The following is a 16,213-nucleotide window of genomic DNA, read 5'->3' as shown; positions in this document are numbered from 1 at the left end:
TTCTTGATATGCTTTCAAAAGGTTTATTCATGTAGTTTTAATTTTGACTTATGAATGAACTTTGTGATTTCCTACAAAACGATATGAATCTGCCCAAACGACTGATTCAAGACATTTTAGGGTTTTATCAAGAAGAAGTTCTAAGTAAGAATGAGTTTTTGGTAGAAAAAGGAAAACGCGGAAAACGATTGTGTTTTATTACTTCAGGCTACCTCCGATTTTATTCATCAACAGAAAAAAAGGAAATCACCCATTGGATTTTTGGCAAAAACCAATTGATAACTGATGTGGCTAGCTTCTTTCTTCAAGAAACTGCTAAATGGAATATTCAGGCCATGACCGAGGTGGAAGTGCAAACCCTGACCTTTGAAAATTACCAGCGATTGAGGGTAGAAGTGCAGGAGTGGGACAAGCATGAAAAATTGTTCTTGATTAAATTACTGTCGGCCCTTGAAAATAGGGTTTACGCCCATTTATCTATGACCGCAGAGGAGCGTTATCAGCACCTCTTTCAATCTGATAGTGCAATGTTCAATGAACTTCCACTTCATTATTTGGCCTCCATGCTAGGAATGACTCCTGAGACCTTAAGCCGAATTCGTTCCAAATCCATTTCTTGATTAATGTCAAGACTTTTCTAAAATGCCCGCTATATTTTTAGGTTGTACTTAAAAAGTTACAAGCATGATAAAGGACAAACAAATCCAAATTATTGAAACGGTATTCAAAAACTTCCAAAAACAAAAAAATAAAACGGATGCTGATGGAATCACCCATATCATTGATGCAGGCCGTTATACAAGCCTAGAACGATTTGAGCGAGAAAAGGAACTTATCATCAAAAGCCATCCGATTGTAGTTGGTGCAACTGGTCAATTACAAAGTAACGGGGATTATTTTTTACATGATTTGACAGGTACACCTATACTCATTGTTAAGGGTAAGGATGGCGTGGTTCGTGCTTTTCTAAATATGTGTCGGCATCGGGGGGTTCGACTATTGGAGGAGTCCGAGGGAAAAATAAAGCGAAATATTGTCTGTCCGTATCACGCTTGGGCCTATGATACGACAGGCTGCCTGAAGGCAGTTTTTCATGAACAGGGATTCGATGGTGTCAATGCTGAAACGCACAGTTTAATAGAATTGGATTGTTGGGTACGCCTCGGGATGCTATTTGTGGTCCCAAATCCTGAACTCAAGGGCAAATTTGATATTGATGATTGGCTTTCGGAAGTGTACTCGATAACCGAGGACTTTGAATTTGGTGATTTATATCCTTACCACTTCACCAGTGAGACTTTAGATTGCAATTGGAAATTAGTGGTTGATGGCGCCTTGGAGGGCTACCATTTTAAAATCGCCCATGCGAACACCATTGGAAAGTACTTTTTGGACAATTTGAGTTTGAACATGGAAAACAAATTGCATAGTACAATTGTATTTCCAAAAAGGGCCTTAGAAAAAATGAAAGAATTGCCAGAGACAGAATGGCGACTTCGTCAAGGGGCGAACATATTGATTCATATTTTTCCCAATACGGTCATTTTAATCGAGCCTGATCATATTATGGTCGTTTCCTTTGTTCCCATTGATGAAAAGACCACCCAATTTTATTCTTTTATGTTGTTGCCAACAGAGCCACAAAGCCAAAAAGATAAGGATTATTGGGACTTGAATGCCAAGATTTTTTGGAATGCCATATCTGAGGACAATGAAATGGCGGTTTTACAACAGAAAAGTTTTAATGGTTATTCTGATACGGAAATGGTTGTCGGTAGTTACGAAAAACTACTAGTACAGTTTGAGATTCTGGTAGACGAAATGATTTCGCCTTAAACTGTAACATAAATTTTGGTTTTGCATCTTTCGAAAGAAACCTTACTTCAATAAAGATGCGAATCAACCAAACTTTACTAGTATTACTATTTGTTTCTATAAATCTACTCACGGGTCAAACTTCATTAAGTGAAATCGGCTTAAAAAATGGAAATTATGCTGTGGGCTTTAGTCATTACAAGACTTACGATAGCTCAAGAACCTACCAACGAATTGCTGATTGGGACACCAAGAGTACAGCTAGGCCTATCTTAACCAGTATTTGGTATCCCGCCATTAAAACCTCACCACCACTCGAGCCACTTTCTGTATTGAATTATATGGAAATTTTAAAAGTTGAGGAAGAGTGGGAATACCTACCAAATGAGCATATTTTGAATTGGTTTTACTATGCTAACACCACTGAAAATCAAAAACACCTATCAGAACAAACCACAGCATTTTCTGAACTCAGGGCGGTCAAGGGCAAATTTCCTGTCGTGGTGTATGCCCCCAGTTATCAGGCTGTTTCCATAGAAAACTTTAGACTTTGTGAATACTTGGCAAGCCATGGCTATGTCGTCATTGCAAGTACAAGTAGGGGAGCTGATAATCGTTTTTTTGAAGGAGGAACGGCTAAGGATATGGAAACGCAGGCTAGGGACGTTGAATTTTTAATTCAAGAGGTACGAAAGATGGAAATTGCCAATATGGACCAATTGGGTCTCATAGGTTTTAGTTTTGGTGGACTCTCAAATATGGTTGTGCAAATGCGGAATGCAAATATCAAAGCGGTTATGAGTTTGGATGGAACGGAACGCTATCGATATGAATTACTTGAAAAATCGCCATTCTTTGATTTTAAAAAAATAGATGTTCCCTATCTGCATATTGCACAAAAGGAAATTCCGGAAGAAGTGATTAAAAAGGATAATATAAATCCTGAACTGAACTATAAATTTCAGTTGTACGACTCCCTTCAAAACAGCACAGCCTATAAAATGAAATTCAATGCTTTGAGCCACTCGTATTTTAGCACTTTAGGGGTGTTGTTTCAGACTAGGGACATCCGACAGGACAAAAGTGATTCCGAAATAATGGAATCCTATAAATGGGTATCCGAATACGTTTTAAATTTTTTTAATGGCCATTTGAAGGGTTCAGTTGATGCCTTACAATTTTTGGAAAACGAACCACAGGAAAATGGCCTTAAATCTGATTTAGTTCAGAAAGAGTCTAAAAAACCAAAGACCGCCAATTTTGATTTTAGAGTTTTTCATGAACTGGTGCGTGAAGACGATTATCAAAATATTTTTGAACGCTACATTGAATTTCGGAAAGAGCATCCTGAATTGGAAATACCGGAAGGAGCTCTCAACAATTTGGGCCTGCAATTGGTATTTAATCCAAAAACTGCGGAAAAGGGTATCAAAGTTTTTGAGTTTGCAACAAGACTATATCCAGAATCGTCAAACCTATATGATAGTATGGGTGAGGGTTACTTTTTTATGGGAAATAACGAAAAAGCCATATCAAGTTTCGAAACTTCACTTCGGTTGGATTCAAGCAATCAAAATGCAAAAAATCGCCTTATTCAATTAAAAAATTGATAGCTACTTGATTTGCTTTCGAAGTCCTTATCCAAATACTAAATGACTATTTTGTTTTGGTATAGACCACTTCTCCATTAAAAATGGTCATTTCCACTTCGGTTTTCAATAGTTCATCCTCAGGTACCGTCATTAAATCTTGGTTGTAAATGGTGAAATCGGCAAGCTTTCCAAGTTCGATGGAGCCCTTAATATTTTCCTCGAAAGCACCATAGGCGGCATCAAGGGTATATGACTTTAAGGCCTGTTCCCGAGTCATTTTTTGCGAGGGTTCATATCCTCCTTCTGGCAGTCCCTTAAGGGTTTTACGCGTAACACTCGCGTATAAACTTGGTATTGGGTTCAATGGTTCTACAGGGGCATCGGTACCGTTAACTATAGGAACCCCGCTTTGTAAAAGTGTTTGCCAAACATATGCGCCATGTTGAATACGCATTAATCCTAAACGGAATATGGCCCAAGGCCGATCAGAAGAAAGATGTACCGCCTGCATAGCGGGTATTACTCCAAGTTCAGCAAAGCGTGGAATATCATCGGGGTGTAAGTGTTGTGCATGTTCAATTCTAAATCGATGATCTTCTTTTAGGTCTGGTAATTCTTTAAATGCGGTTTCGTAGCGATCTAATATTTCGCGGTTGGCTCTATCACCAATTGCATGTGAGCAAACCTGAAAGCCGTTGCGTAATGCATTAAAGGAGGTCTCTTCTACAAATTCCATAGGTAGCGTTTCATGGCCATAATGACCTGGTCGGTCAGTATACTCTTCCAAAAGCCAAGCACCTCTTGACCCCAACGCTCCATCGCAGTTAAGCTTGATAGATCGTATGGTAAAGATATGATCAGGGTCAATATGAGGACCTTTTTCATACCACTCCTCGATTAGTTCTTTGTCCCAGCCCGTTACCATGCCATACATACGTAACTTAAGGTTTCCATTGGCTTTCATTTCGTCATAGAGTTCTATGGTCTCACGACCAATACCGGCATCGTGAAAACTTGTAATTCCCAATCGGTGGCAAGCTGCAACTGCCAATTCAAAAGCCTTTTTGTTTTTCTCAGGTGTGGTTTCGGGAATATGTTGTGTTATTAGGGTCATGGCCCGCTCATTGAAAATTCCAGTTGGCCTTCCCAAACCATCACGAATGACTTCTCCGCCTTCAACCGACATTTGATCAATTCCTTCTTTTGGCAATAGTCGTAAACCTGAAACCTCCATGGCCTTTGCATTGGCAAACCCTGCATGACCACTTGCATGTCTTAAATAGACGGGGTTGTCAGGAGAAACTTCACTGAGTTTATAATGCGTTTGAAAACCTTTTACGGCATCTTCGGGTAGTTCATCCCATTTGCTTTGGTGCCAACCACGCCCGGTAATCCATTCACCAGGTTCGGCTTCTTGTACAGCGGCTGCAACCGCATCCACAATTTCTTGGTAACTAGTGGTATTGAGTAGGTCTAGATTCAGTTCATTATAGCCTACTCCCATGAAGTGGCCATGGCCTTCAATAAGCCCCGGAGTCATGGTTTTTCCCTTTAAATCAATGATTTTTGTTGTTTCGGTTTTGAACTTTTCTGCATCTGCCAAGTTGCCGGCAAATACAATCTGATTTCCACTTACTGCAACTGCTTCGACCATAGGCTGAATAGTATCTACAGTATAAATTGGACCACCATGAATCAATAAGGTGGCAGATTCCTTATTCAGATTTGAACAAGAAGTCATAAGGACAAAACATAGGATGATACTGAAACTTTGAAGCTTGTGAAATTTCATGTTGGGTTGTTTAGGATGTAGAAGTTACAATTTTATTGGCTAGGATACAGGTGACATCAATACCGGTCAAGTTCATAAGGATGGACTTATTCGGAAAACCAATAGATTCCCAAACTATAGCATCTAAGTAGCTGCTTTAAGGAAAGCCGTTAACTAGTTGACAGCTACTAAATGACTGCAATAAATTTAAATAGTGTCTTGAAATACTGCGTTGGGCGAAGATGGTTGGAATACGGATTGAGGTGCTGAATCCGGAAGAAAAAGTCGTTACTTTCCAGTGGCAGAGTAACTCTTCCAGTCCTGTTCTTTGTAAATGTTTTCGCCAAAATACCGTGCAATTTGCATAAATGGGTCTACCTTCTGGTAGCCCGGTACTGGGGATAGCATCTTCATTTCTTCATCAAGAAAAACTACGGTAGGATAGCTCAACCTTCCCTTTAATAGCGCCAAGGCCAATTGATGGTAACCACGACGTCCTGAAGGCACATATTCAAATGTTCTGCCATCAAATTCAATAGGTTCTTTTCCCTCAGCATTGAACTTTACCATTAAGAAATTCTCCTGCATGTATGCTGCCACCTCAGGATTCTGGAAAGTATCCTTATCCATTTTCTTGCACCAACCACACCAATCGGTGTAAACATCGACAAAGATTTTTTTGGTATTACCCTCTTTTTGGGCTTCTGTCACTGCCTCTTCAAAGGATATCCAATTGATTTCTTGTGCAGCGATTGAAGCTGAAAACAATAGCAACAAGGAAAATGTAATCATGCGAATCATGAGGGGTGTTTTTTTCTTAGTCTGAAACTATATCAAAACTAACGAAAATTGTGCCAAAAAATTATCACTCATGTAGGCATCTTAAGCCCTAGATTACTTTACGGCAACCTTTTGATTCTTTGGTTGGAATAAATCTTTAGTGTCCACTTGGTTTCTTAAGATATCATCAAAGGTCTCCCTTTTACGGATTAAGATGGCCTTTCCATCATGCCACAACACTTCTGCAGGTCTGTAACGTGAATTGTAATTGCTTGCCATGGTAAAGCAATATGCGCCAGCATTTTTAAAGGCCAAAACATCGCCCTCAGAAATTTCACTGATTCGACGGTTGCTTCCAAACGTGTCCGTTTCACATATGTATCCCACAACGGAATAAAATCGTTCCCGTCCTTTTGGGTTTGAAATATTCACAATCTCGTGCTTCGCTCCGTAGAGCATTGGGCGTATTAGGTGGTTGAAACCGGAATCGATACTTGCAAAAACAGTTGAAGTCGTTTGTTTGACTACATTGACTTTTGCCAAGAAATAACCCGCCTCGCTGACCAAAAATTTTCCTGGTTCGAAGGCTAAAGTGAGGTCTTTTCCATATTCCTCACAAAATTGGTTGAAACGTTCGGTAAGCTTTTTACCGAGTTCTTCAACATTTGTTTGAATATCCCCTTCTTTATAAGGTACTTTAAATCCACTACCGAAATCAATGAAGTCTAGATTTTTAAAGTTTTTAGCCGTTTCGAATAGAATTTCAGAAGCATAAAGGAAAACATCAATATCAAGAATATCACTTCCGGTATGCATATGAATACCATTAATGTTCATATTAGTCAATTCAACAATACGGAGCAAGTGCGGTATTTGATGAATGCTGATACCAAATTTGGAATCGATATGGCCTACTGAAATATTTGAGTTTCCACCCGCCATTACGTGCGGATTGATTCGTATACAAACAGGAATATCTGGATGTTTGTGCCCAAATTGTTCCAAAAGGGAAAGGTTGTCAATATTGATTTGTACACCCAGCGCAGCGGCCTCTTCAATTTCTTCTAAAGAGACCCCATTGGGCGTATATATAATTTTCTCAGGAGCAAAACCTGCCAAGAGTCCCAATTTGACCTCTTGTATCGAAACCGTGTCCAATCCACTGCCAAAACTGTTCAATAACTTCAAAATACTCAAATTGGAAAGCGCCTTCGCCGCATAATTCAGCCGAAGTTTCTTAACTCCTGAAAACGCATTTGTCAACCTTTGGTATTGTGATTTTATTTTTCCAGAATCGTATACATAAAGCGGAGCACCAAATTCTTCAGCGATTTTTACAAGTCTTTCCGATTTCATCAAAAGTATTTTTAGTAAATGTAGTCTAGGTCTATGGTCAAAGCAAAAATAACTTTCTTTAAATATAGAAAACAAACAATTTGTTATAAAAATAACATATTCTAAAGTTGTTTCTTTTTGAGGTGCTTCCTACATTTATGCAAAGTACATTTATGAAGTTACCTTTATTCCCTTTGCAGTCCGTTTTTTTTCCAGGGGAGACAGTTCCATTGCACATATTTGAGGAACGATACAAACAATTGATCAACGATTGTAGGGAGGAAGCCATTACATTCGGTATTCCGGTATATATCGATGACGGGGTGCGATTTGGAACTGAAGTACAATTGGTAGAAGTGGTAAATTCTTATGAGGGTGGCGAGATGGATGTTGTTTGTGTTGCCCGACAGGTATTTCGTATCCTGACTTTTGACAACGAGATGGATGGAAAGTTGTACGCTGGTGGCTTGGTTGAATTCTTGGACAGTAACAACGACGCGCCAGAGTCTTTGCGAAAGAGCGTACTCGAAAAAATCGAGGTCCTATATGATTTAATGGCCGTTCAAATGCCTCCAACAACCTTGGATAAGTTCAATAGTTACGCCTTTGCACACAAGATGGGCCTTTCTTTTGAGCAAGAATATGAACTGCTACAATTGGCAAATGAAACTGATCGTTTGAATTTCATTACAAACCATTTGGATGGGACCATCGAAATTCTCAATCAGATAAACCGCACAAAAGCCACCATTGAAATGAATGGGCATTTTAAGAATTTCGACCCCTTGGATTTCAATGATTTCGAGGTGAAATAGCCACTTTACTTTAGCATTGTTTTTTTCTTCGCAATTCAATTGTTAATTGCGGTTCACGTTTCCTATTTTTGTGCCGATTTAAATAATACTAAGACATATGAATCTTCACGAATATCAGGGAAAAGAAGTTTTGGCCAGTTTTGGGGTTCGAATTCAGCGTGGTATTGTTGCGCACAATGCCAAGGAAGCTGTTGATGCCGCAAAACAATTAACACAAGAGACAGGTACTGGGTGGCATGTGATAAAAGCACAGGTACATGCAGGTGGCCGTGGAAAAGGTGGTGGTGTTAAACTTGCCAAAAACCTGAAAGAAGTTGAAGAATTGGCAGGAAGCATTATCGGAATGAATTTGGTCACTCCTCAGACTTCTGCTGAGGGTAAAAAAGTTCACCAAGTGTTGATTGCCGAAGATGTGTATTATCCAGGTGACAGCGAAACCAGTGAATTCTACATGTCCGTTCTTTTGAATAGGGGTACTGGTAGAAACATGATCATGTATTCTACTGAAGGGGGTATGGATATTGAGGAAGTTGCTGAGAAAACGCCACATTTGATTCATACGGAAGAAATTGACCCTGCAGTGGGTCTATTGCCATTTCAAGCACGTAAAATTGCATTCAACCTAGGCTTGTCTGGAGCTGCTTTCAAAGACATGGTCAAATTCGTCACTGCTTTGTACAGAGCTTATGTTGAGAGTGATTCCAGTCTTTTTGAAATCAACCCAGTCTTAAAGACATCGGATGACAAGATAATGGCTGTTGATGCGAAGGTTACTATTGATGATAATGCCCTTTATCGAAGAAAGGCCTATGCTGAGATGCGCGATATTCGAGAAGAAAATCCGATTGAAGTTGAAGCTAAAGCTGTGGGTCTGAACTACGTTGATTTGGATGGTAACGTTGGTTGTATGGTCAATGGTGCCGGACTTGCAATGGCTACAATGGATTTGATCAAGATGGCTGGTGGGGAACCGGCTAACTTTCTTGATGTTGGAGGGACTGCCGATGCGAAAAGAGTAGAAGAGGCATTCAGAATAATACTAAAAGACCCTAATGTGAAAGCAATCCTCATTAATATTTTTGGAGGTATTGTTAGATGTGACCGTGTTGCACAAGGTGTTGTTGATGCTTATAAGAATATGGGTGATGCCATTCAAGTTCCAATTATTGTAAGATTGCAAGGAACGAATGCAGAACTAGCCAAAGAGATTATTGACAGTTCTGGTCTTGCGGTTCACTCCGCTGTTCAGTTTCAAGAAGCAGCTGATAAAGTAAAAGAAGTGTTGGCCTAAAGTTGTCAAGAAACATATAAAATAGGAAAGAGGCATTTTGCCTCTTTTTTTATGCCCAAGGAGAAGGAACTTAAAAACACGTTAAAAGAATATTTAGCTGTAACATTCTTCAAAAGGATTAAGTCTTTTAAATGAATTCATCAATCAATTAGTAATCATTTTAAAACGTTCAATCATGAAAAAGACGAAAATTTATTCTTTAGCGGCGGCTTTGTTCGCTTTTGCATTGGTATCGGCCAATGAACCCGTATTTGAGAACCCAACAAAAAAGATTTCAAAGCAATTGGAGGGTCTTTTATCTAAAAATGACATCGATGTTTCTGACAATGATGTTACAGCAAGGGTACTATTTAAGCTCAATGAAAGTGGAGAAATTGAGTTGATCCGCATTCAATCCGAACGAGAAGACTTGAAAGGACTTATAGGTGATAAGTTAGCAGGGGAAAAACTATCGGTTGACCCAGTTTCCTATGATGAGGTCTATGTTGTAGAGGTAAGGGTAACTATTTAAGATTGATAGTTGAAGGGTAATGTTCATAGCATTACCCTTTTTCAATTTTAAAAACAACAAGGCTCAAATAGAATCAAAAAAATCCAAGACCTCCAATTAATTAAAATTCTGTTAAAAATATTTTTTCCTGTAACGTTATCAATTTTTGGGCGTCTTTATTGCATATTCATCAAATTATCAATCTTAAAAAAACGAATGTATCATGAGAAAAATTAGTTTATTCCTTAGTGCCGCTTTATTATTTGTAGCAACTTCTTACGCCGCTGGTCCAGCTGATGGCCCAACAAAAAACCTATCTGAACAAATTCATGCCATGCTTGATGGCAACACCTTAGAGGTTAGGGACGACTTGACCGCTGATGTGCGATTTACGGTTAATCAAGAAGGTGAAATCGTTGTATTGTCAATTGAAACCAAAAGTGAGGCTTTAGAAGGCTTTGTGAAAGGTCGATTGAATTATCAAAAAGTAGAGCTTAGCCAAGTTAAGGAAGGAAAAATTTACACCGTCCCAGTTCGGATTACTGCCTAAAAAACTGGTTATTTGAATTAGTCAAAAATCCTGGGATTTCCCCCCAGGATTTTTTTCATTTATACGATTTGGGTTCAAAATGAGTTAATTATAGTAATCCAAGTCAACTATGAGTACCTACGAAGAAAAAATCGGCATCTTATCGCAAATGATTGCCTTTGCGCAATCGGACCACTCCATCAAAGAATCTGAATACGATTTTATATTCAATGTTGCCCAGACCCTAGGTGTGACCAAAAAAGCCTTCGACGAGCTACTTGGTGACGCACCTGAACCCGTAATGCCCAAAAAGCTAGGTGAGCGTATTGTTCAATTTCATAGGTTGTTGTTGCTAATGAATATTGATCAAAAACAACAGCTTTCAGAACTTAAGAAATTGCACGAGATGGGTTTTAAATTAGGACTTTCGCCAGCAGCTATTGAAGAGGTATTGTCTGAAATGCACAAATACCCCAATTTTGCCATTCCTCCTAAAAAACTCATTGAGATATTTCGGAACCACTACAATTAATGACAAAACGTCATTAATTTTCTTTTCAAAAATGCCATAATGGCATTAAAATAGCGTTGGTATAGCTTTTGTCCTTTAACTGGTGAACTTAAAAATCAGTTTAACCTTTAAGATATTAGTTATGAGTTTAGTTAAAAGAAACCAAGTGTTATTTCCTTCATTGTTTAACGACTTACTTAGTCCAGATTGGTTTGGAGGATTGGAAAATGGAAACAGAAATGTTCCTGCAGTGAACATTAAGGAGAATGATGATAATTTTGAGTTGGAGTTGGCGATTCCAGGTTTAAAGAAAGAAGACGTAAATATTGAAGTTGACGAGAGTATTTTAACCATTTCATCAGAGGCACGTCACGAAAGTGAAAGCAAGGAGGCCAATTTTACCAGAAAGGAATTTTCATTCTCATCTTTTAAAAGAGCGTTTTCATTACCTGAAACAATAGATGAAGACAAAATTCATGCAAAGCATGAAGAAGGAATATTAAAATTGACTTTGCCCAAAAAAGAAGAGGCATTGCCAAAACCAAAAAGATTGATTGAAATAGGTTAAGAAATCAGAGAGCACCAACTAAGGTGTTTCATGATGGTTGGTTTGTTTAGTTGGTTAGTTAGGGAAAGCGTCACACTTGTGGCGCTTTCTTTTTTTACTCCTGTTCTTGAAGCATTTTTATTTCGTCCCTGAGTTTTGCCGCCTCCATAAAGTTGAGTTCTTTGGCTGCTTTTTCCATTGCCTTTCGTTTCTCACGAATCACCTTCTCCCGTTGTTCAGGAGTAAGGTATTCCAAATCAGGTTCAGCAGCTCGCATGGCTTCTTTTTCAAAATGATATGTCGAAACCGAATTCTTGGCCAATGCATTGTCCAAGCTCTTATTTAAAGCTTTGGGTACAATATTATTTTCGGTATTGTATGCCATTTGTTTTTCCCTTCGGTAATTGGTTTCATCAATGGTTTTTTGCATACTGTCGGTAATCGTATCGGCATACATGATTGCCATACCGTTTAGGTTTCTTGCGGCCCGCCCGACTGTTTGGGTAAGCGAGCGATTGCTTCGCAAGAACCCTTCTTTGTCTGCATCTAAAATAGCCACCAAAGAAACTTCAGGAAGATCAAGACCTTCACGCAGCAGATTAACCCCAACTAAAACGTCAAATAGCCCTTTTCTCAAATCTTGCATGATCTCAACCCGTTCCAAAGTATCTACATCACTATGAATGTAGCGACATCGAATATCTATTCGCGTTAGGTATTTTACCAATTCTTCGGCCATTCGTTTGGTCAAAGTTGTGACAAGTGTTCGTTCATCTAGTTCTACCCGTTTTTGAATTTCTTCAATTAAATCGTCAATTTGGTTTTGACTTGGTCTAACTTCAATAATAGGGTCCAATAAACCGGTGGGTCGAATAACTTGCTCTACGTAAACCCCTTCACTCAATTGAAGTTCATAATCTGCAGGTGTGGCACTTACATACATTACCTGGTTTTGGAGCATTTCAAACTCTTCAAACTTCAATGGCCGGTTATCTAGCGCCGCAGGTAATCGAAATCCATATTCTACCAGATTTTCTTTTCTTGACCTATCCCCACCGTACATAGCATGAACCTGTGGAATGGTTACATGGCTTTCGTCAATCACCATTAGGTAATCATCTGGAAAGTAATCCAATAAACAGAAGGGTCGGGTACCGGGTTCACGGCCATCCAGGTAGCGAGAATAGTTCTCAATACCAGAGCAATACCCTAGTTCTCGTATCATTTCCAAATCAAAGTTTGTTCGTTCTTCAAGGCGTTTGGCTTCCAAAGGCTTGGCAATATCTTTGAAATAGTCTATTTGTTTGACCAAATCGTCCTGTATTTCCCGTATAGCATTTTGCAATACATCCGGGGAGGTCACGAACATATTGGCCGGGTATATATTTAGGCGCTCATATTTCTCGATTACGGTATTATTAAATGGGTCCAAGGCCTCGATATCCTCAATCTCATCACCGAAAAAATGAATGCGATAGGCATGGTCAGCATATCCTGGGAACACATCGACAACATCTCCTTTGACCCTAAAATTTCCATTTCTGAAATCAGCTGTAGTTCTGGAATAAAGGCTTTGAACTAAAAGCTTAAGCAGTTTGGTTCTAGCAATTACTTGGTCTCGATGAATCTGGATGACATTTTTTTGAAATTCTATCGGATTTCCAATACCATATAGACAAGAAACCGAAGCAACAACTAGAACATCCCGTCTCCCAGAGAGTAGGGACGAAGTTGTACTAAGGCGAAGCTTTTCAATGTCCTCATTAATAGAAAGGTCTTTCTCGATATATGTACCCGTGGTTGGGATGTAGGCTTCTGGCTGATAATAATCGTAATACGAAACAAAATATTCAATGGCATTCTCTGGGAAGAATTGTTTGAATTCCGAATACAATTGCGCCGCTAATGTCTTATTGTGAGCCAATACCAATGTTGGTCGTTGTACTTCAGCAACCACGTTGGCGACGGTAAAGGTTTTACCGGAACCGGTTACCCCTAGTAAGGTTTGGTGCTGGTCACCATTTTCAATGCCTTCAGATAGTTGTTTGATTGCTTGGGGCTGGTCACCAGTTGGCGAAAATTCGGATACGACTTTGAATTTCATTACTCGAAAATAATCAAGTTTGAGCTGATTTAGGCCCTATCGTTTTAGGGAAAAATGTCCTCTGAATTCTTTGTTTGAATCATCAATGGCAATGAACCAGTAATCGGATGCTGGTAAATCGTTACCATTAAAAGTGCCATCCCACCCTCGGGAGTTTTGATCAATTTGTTTTAGCAGAAGCCCAAACCGATTAAATATTTGAATACTAGTCAGCACAATATTTTGACCGTCAGGCTGAATAAATTGCCAAAAGTCATTTACGCCATCACCATTAGGAGAGAAGAATTTAGGAAAACCTTCTACGGTTAAATCTTGCTCAAACCTTTCTTCTGCAACACCACAACCATTTTTGTCCCGAACATAAATGACATGGCTACCAGGGGTAACATTATTAAAAACGTTGCTATCCTTATAGGGACCATTTATATCATCTATAGCATACTCATAATCACCAATGCCCGAAGCTTCTACTTCTATTCGTAGACCTAAGGCGGTATCGGTTACCCTTAAATTATTAATGGTTGGAATTTCTGATGAAACCACTTCAAAATCAACCAAGGTTGCGCATTCTATAACATCACCAGGCTGGGATATCAAGAAATATGCTTCCAATTGGAAATTACCAATTTCATCAACGGTTATTTGTCGATCTTCAGAAATAAGGTCAATATTGCCAAAAGTATCAACTTCGAACCAACGATAACCATCAGCAATAATCGGGGCCGATATCACCAACGGATCTTCATTTTCACAAAAGGAAAATACAGGGGGGAAATCGAACACTGGATTTAGGGATACCAGTTCTCCGGTATCCAAATCTAAAAACGGACCACAACCCAGGAGTGTGGAGAAAGTTTCAGTGTTGCAACCGATTGCATCACCGGAATCATTAAAGGGTACAATGGTGATAAAAAATGTTTTGTTTGGCTCAAAGTCAAGGACAAAGGTTGAATTGGTGGTAAATACGGCGTTGTCCAATACATTATTACTACCAGGGGTGTCACCAATCGTCAATCGATATCCTGTGGCGCCAGGAACCGCGACCCATTCTATCAAGGGCGTTAAAGGCACATTGACTGAACCGTTCAATGGACTTAATAGATTTGTACAACCCGGTAAAGGGGAAACTTCTCGAGTGGTAAAGCTAAACTCTTGACAAGGGTTGGCGGACCCGTTTTCGTTCTTTGGTATAATTTGAACGAATATCTCGGTGTTAGGTGGAAATTCCGTAGGTGGGAAAAAACTCAGACTTTGAATGTCATTAATTGTATAAAGGTCCCCAGCTCCAGGGGTCGTTCCTATCGTTATGTCATAACTGGTCGCAGTGGAGGCATATAACCAAGAGATATTTGTAAATACACTGACGTTTGTTGCACCATCTGCCGGGACCACCATTTGCGTACAGCCAGGGGCGGTAGTAACATCTTCTGTGGTAAAGGAATACCCATCACAGGGAATGTCGTCTCCGCCACCACTTTGGGCAAAGAAGCTGAGGATAATCGTTACAAAAACCTCTGTGTTCTCTGGTAATCCTAAAGGCGGGGTGTAGGAAGTTGCACTACCAACCACGCCACCACCAAGGTCATTGCCTCCTGGAGTCGTACCTAAAAGAATTTCATAACCGGGGACTCCTGGGACAACCTCCCAGGTTATATTCGTATCTACAGGCACATTTGTTTCACCATTGAAGGGGCTCAACAAATCAGGACAATCCTGACCAAATGAATACAACCCAAAACAAAAAAGGGTAATATGGAGCAATTTTTTCATCATACAGCATCCTCGACGCTGTAAGTTACTACAAATCGCGCTTTTTTAATAGGGCGTAGGACAAATAGATAAAAATAGCCGTCCAACCAAGAACTATGAGGATTTCGTACCAGTGTACATAGTAATCCAATTTGAATTCCTCACCAATTTGACTTGCTACATTTTGAACAGCACTTAATCGACTAAATGGCTCATCTATAAGCTTGAACATTGCATTTAATGGAAAGAACGCCATAACCGCGTCAGTACCTTTGCCATCAAAGACTTTCCAACGCAGCATGCCTCTAACAAAACCTTCAAAAACTTGCCAAAGAATTAGAAATCCGAGTGCAAATGCCGAACGTTTCACGAATATCCCTAGAAAGAGGCAAAACGAGAAGAAGCCAACAAGTTTCACGAAAAATGCCAATAAAAATTCTAAATCAGAGAAGATTATGGAAAACTCATTGTAATCGGAATAAATCAGTCCCAAAATCAGGCTTACAACGAATACAAAGAGGGTTGAAATTGCTGAAAATGAAACAACTGTCAAGAATTTTGAAAGTATGAATTCCTTTTTGGAAAGTCCATCAATCAAATTCTGCTTGATGGTCTTATTGCTATATTCATTAGCCATCATCGATACAATGACAATTGCCAGAAAGAGCTTAAAAATTGCCGTTACAAAAGTGTTGAAGTGCCAGATGTAAGGAAAATTGAAGATACCTTGTTCGGCAAGGTGAAATTTAACTGGCCCTATGTCAAATTTTATGGCAGCAATAAGAGCTATGGAAGTAAGCAAGACAAAATAACTCGTAATCAAGACCTTGCTGGCCCTGTTGTTCCAGAGTTTTATGAATTCTATTTGTAATAGTCGTACCATG

At 39.4% G+C, this 16,213-nt stretch carries 15 protein-coding genes; 9 read left to right on the top strand and 6 right to left on the bottom strand.

The window, feature by feature from the left end:
- Nucleotides 1-50 precede the first annotated feature (50 nt).
- From HCU67_RS13380 to HCU67_RS13370, 3 genes are all read left to right on the top strand, one after another.
- On the top strand, nucleotides 51-620 hold the full coding sequence (locus HCU67_RS13380) for a Crp/Fnr family transcriptional regulator (RefSeq protein WP_168553102.1): 570 nt from the start codon (nucleotides 51-53) through the stop codon (nucleotides 618-620).
- A gap of 64 nt (nucleotides 621-684) precedes the next feature.
- Entirely contained in the window at nucleotides 685-1,836 is a 1,152-nt protein-coding gene (locus HCU67_RS13375) for an aromatic ring-hydroxylating oxygenase subunit alpha (RefSeq protein ID WP_168553101.1), read from the top strand.
- A gap of 56 nt (nucleotides 1,837-1,892) precedes the next feature.
- Entirely contained in the window at nucleotides 1,893-3,425 is a 1,533-nt protein-coding gene (locus HCU67_RS13370; protein WP_210423712.1) for a dienelactone hydrolase family protein, read from the top strand.
- A 46-nt stretch (nucleotides 3,426-3,471) separates the two neighbouring features.
- On the opposite strand, the gene HCU67_RS13365 is transcribed toward HCU67_RS13370, so the two are convergent.
- From HCU67_RS13365 to lysA, 3 genes are all read right to left on the bottom strand, one after another.
- Entirely contained in the window at nucleotides 3,472-5,199 is a 1,728-nt protein-coding gene (locus HCU67_RS13365; RefSeq protein WP_168553100.1) for an amidohydrolase, read from the bottom strand.
- Between the two features lie 267 nt (nucleotides 5,200-5,466).
- Nucleotides 5,467-5,979 carry a thioredoxin family protein gene (locus HCU67_RS13360; protein WP_246865783.1) on the bottom strand — a complete coding sequence of 171 codons (513 nt, stop codon included), beginning with the start codon at nucleotides 5,977-5,979 and terminating at the stop codon, nucleotides 5,467-5,469.
- 93 nt (nucleotides 5,980-6,072) lie between these two features.
- Complete coding sequence (lysA, locus tag HCU67_RS13355; RefSeq protein ID WP_168553099.1) at nucleotides 6,073-7,314, bottom strand: diaminopimelate decarboxylase; 1,242 nt, start codon at nucleotides 7,312-7,314, stop codon at nucleotides 6,073-6,075.
- Between the two features lie 137 nt (nucleotides 7,315-7,451).
- Between lysA and HCU67_RS13350 the strand changes: the two genes are divergently transcribed.
- The 6 genes from HCU67_RS13350 (at nucleotide 7,452) to HCU67_RS13325 (ending at nucleotide 11,497) form a co-directional block, all read left to right on the top strand.
- Nucleotides 7,452-8,108: an LON peptidase substrate-binding domain-containing protein gene (locus tag HCU67_RS13350; protein ID WP_246865782.1), complete on the top strand. Its 657-nt coding sequence runs from the start codon at nucleotides 7,452-7,454 to the stop codon at nucleotides 8,106-8,108.
- Nucleotides 8,109-8,205: 97 nt separating this feature from the next.
- Nucleotides 8,206-9,399 carry an ADP-forming succinate--CoA ligase subunit beta gene (gene sucC, locus HCU67_RS13345; protein WP_168553097.1) on the top strand — a complete coding sequence of 398 codons (1,194 nt, stop codon included), beginning with the start codon at nucleotides 8,206-8,208 and terminating at the stop codon, nucleotides 9,397-9,399.
- A gap of 175 nt (nucleotides 9,400-9,574) precedes the next feature.
- A complete protein-coding gene (locus tag HCU67_RS13340) occupies nucleotides 9,575-9,910 on the top strand; it encodes a hypothetical protein (RefSeq protein WP_168553096.1) in 336 nt (111 codons plus the stop codon).
- A gap of 202 nt (nucleotides 9,911-10,112) precedes the next feature.
- Nucleotides 10,113-10,439 carry a hypothetical protein gene (locus HCU67_RS13335; protein WP_168553095.1) on the top strand — a complete coding sequence of 109 codons (327 nt, stop codon included), beginning with the start codon at nucleotides 10,113-10,115 and terminating at the stop codon, nucleotides 10,437-10,439.
- A gap of 109 nt (nucleotides 10,440-10,548) precedes the next feature.
- Complete coding sequence (locus tag HCU67_RS13330) at nucleotides 10,549-10,950, top strand: TerB family tellurite resistance protein (protein WP_168553094.1); 402 nt, start codon at nucleotides 10,549-10,551, stop codon at nucleotides 10,948-10,950.
- Between the two features lie 121 nt (nucleotides 10,951-11,071).
- Nucleotides 11,072-11,497 carry an Hsp20/alpha crystallin family protein gene (locus tag HCU67_RS13325; RefSeq protein ID WP_168553093.1) on the top strand — a complete coding sequence of 142 codons (426 nt, stop codon included), beginning with the start codon at nucleotides 11,072-11,074 and terminating at the stop codon, nucleotides 11,495-11,497.
- A 94-nt stretch (nucleotides 11,498-11,591) separates the two neighbouring features.
- Here the strand turns inward: HCU67_RS13325 and uvrB are convergent, their stop codons facing one another.
- Genes uvrB through HCU67_RS13310 form a run of 3 tightly spaced genes read right to left on the bottom strand, consistent with a single transcriptional unit; the run spans nucleotide 11,592 to nucleotide 16,212 of the window.
- The gene (gene uvrB / locus HCU67_RS13320; protein ID WP_168553092.1) at nucleotides 11,592-13,580 is read right to left on the bottom strand and encodes an excinuclease ABC subunit UvrB; all 1,989 of its coding nucleotides are present in this window, start codon (nucleotides 13,578-13,580) and stop codon (nucleotides 11,592-11,594) included.
- Nucleotides 13,581-13,616: 36 nt separating this feature from the next.
- The gene (locus HCU67_RS13315) at nucleotides 13,617-15,350 is read right to left on the bottom strand and encodes a T9SS type B sorting domain-containing protein (RefSeq protein WP_168553091.1); all 1,734 of its coding nucleotides are present in this window, start codon (nucleotides 15,348-15,350) and stop codon (nucleotides 13,617-13,619) included.
- Between the two features lie 28 nt (nucleotides 15,351-15,378).
- Nucleotides 15,379-16,212, bottom strand: a complete 834-nt coding sequence (locus HCU67_RS13310; protein ID WP_168553090.1) for an ABC transporter permease — start codon at nucleotides 16,210-16,212, stop codon at nucleotides 15,379-15,381.
- Nucleotide 16,213: the final 1 nt, after the last annotated feature.

Source organism: Croceivirga thetidis (assembly GCF_012272815.1).
In the GTDB taxonomy this organism is placed as follows: Bacteria; Bacteroidota; Bacteroidia; order Flavobacteriales; family Flavobacteriaceae; genus Croceivirga; species Croceivirga thetidis.
This window is presented reverse-complemented; position numbering and strand designations above follow the sequence as displayed.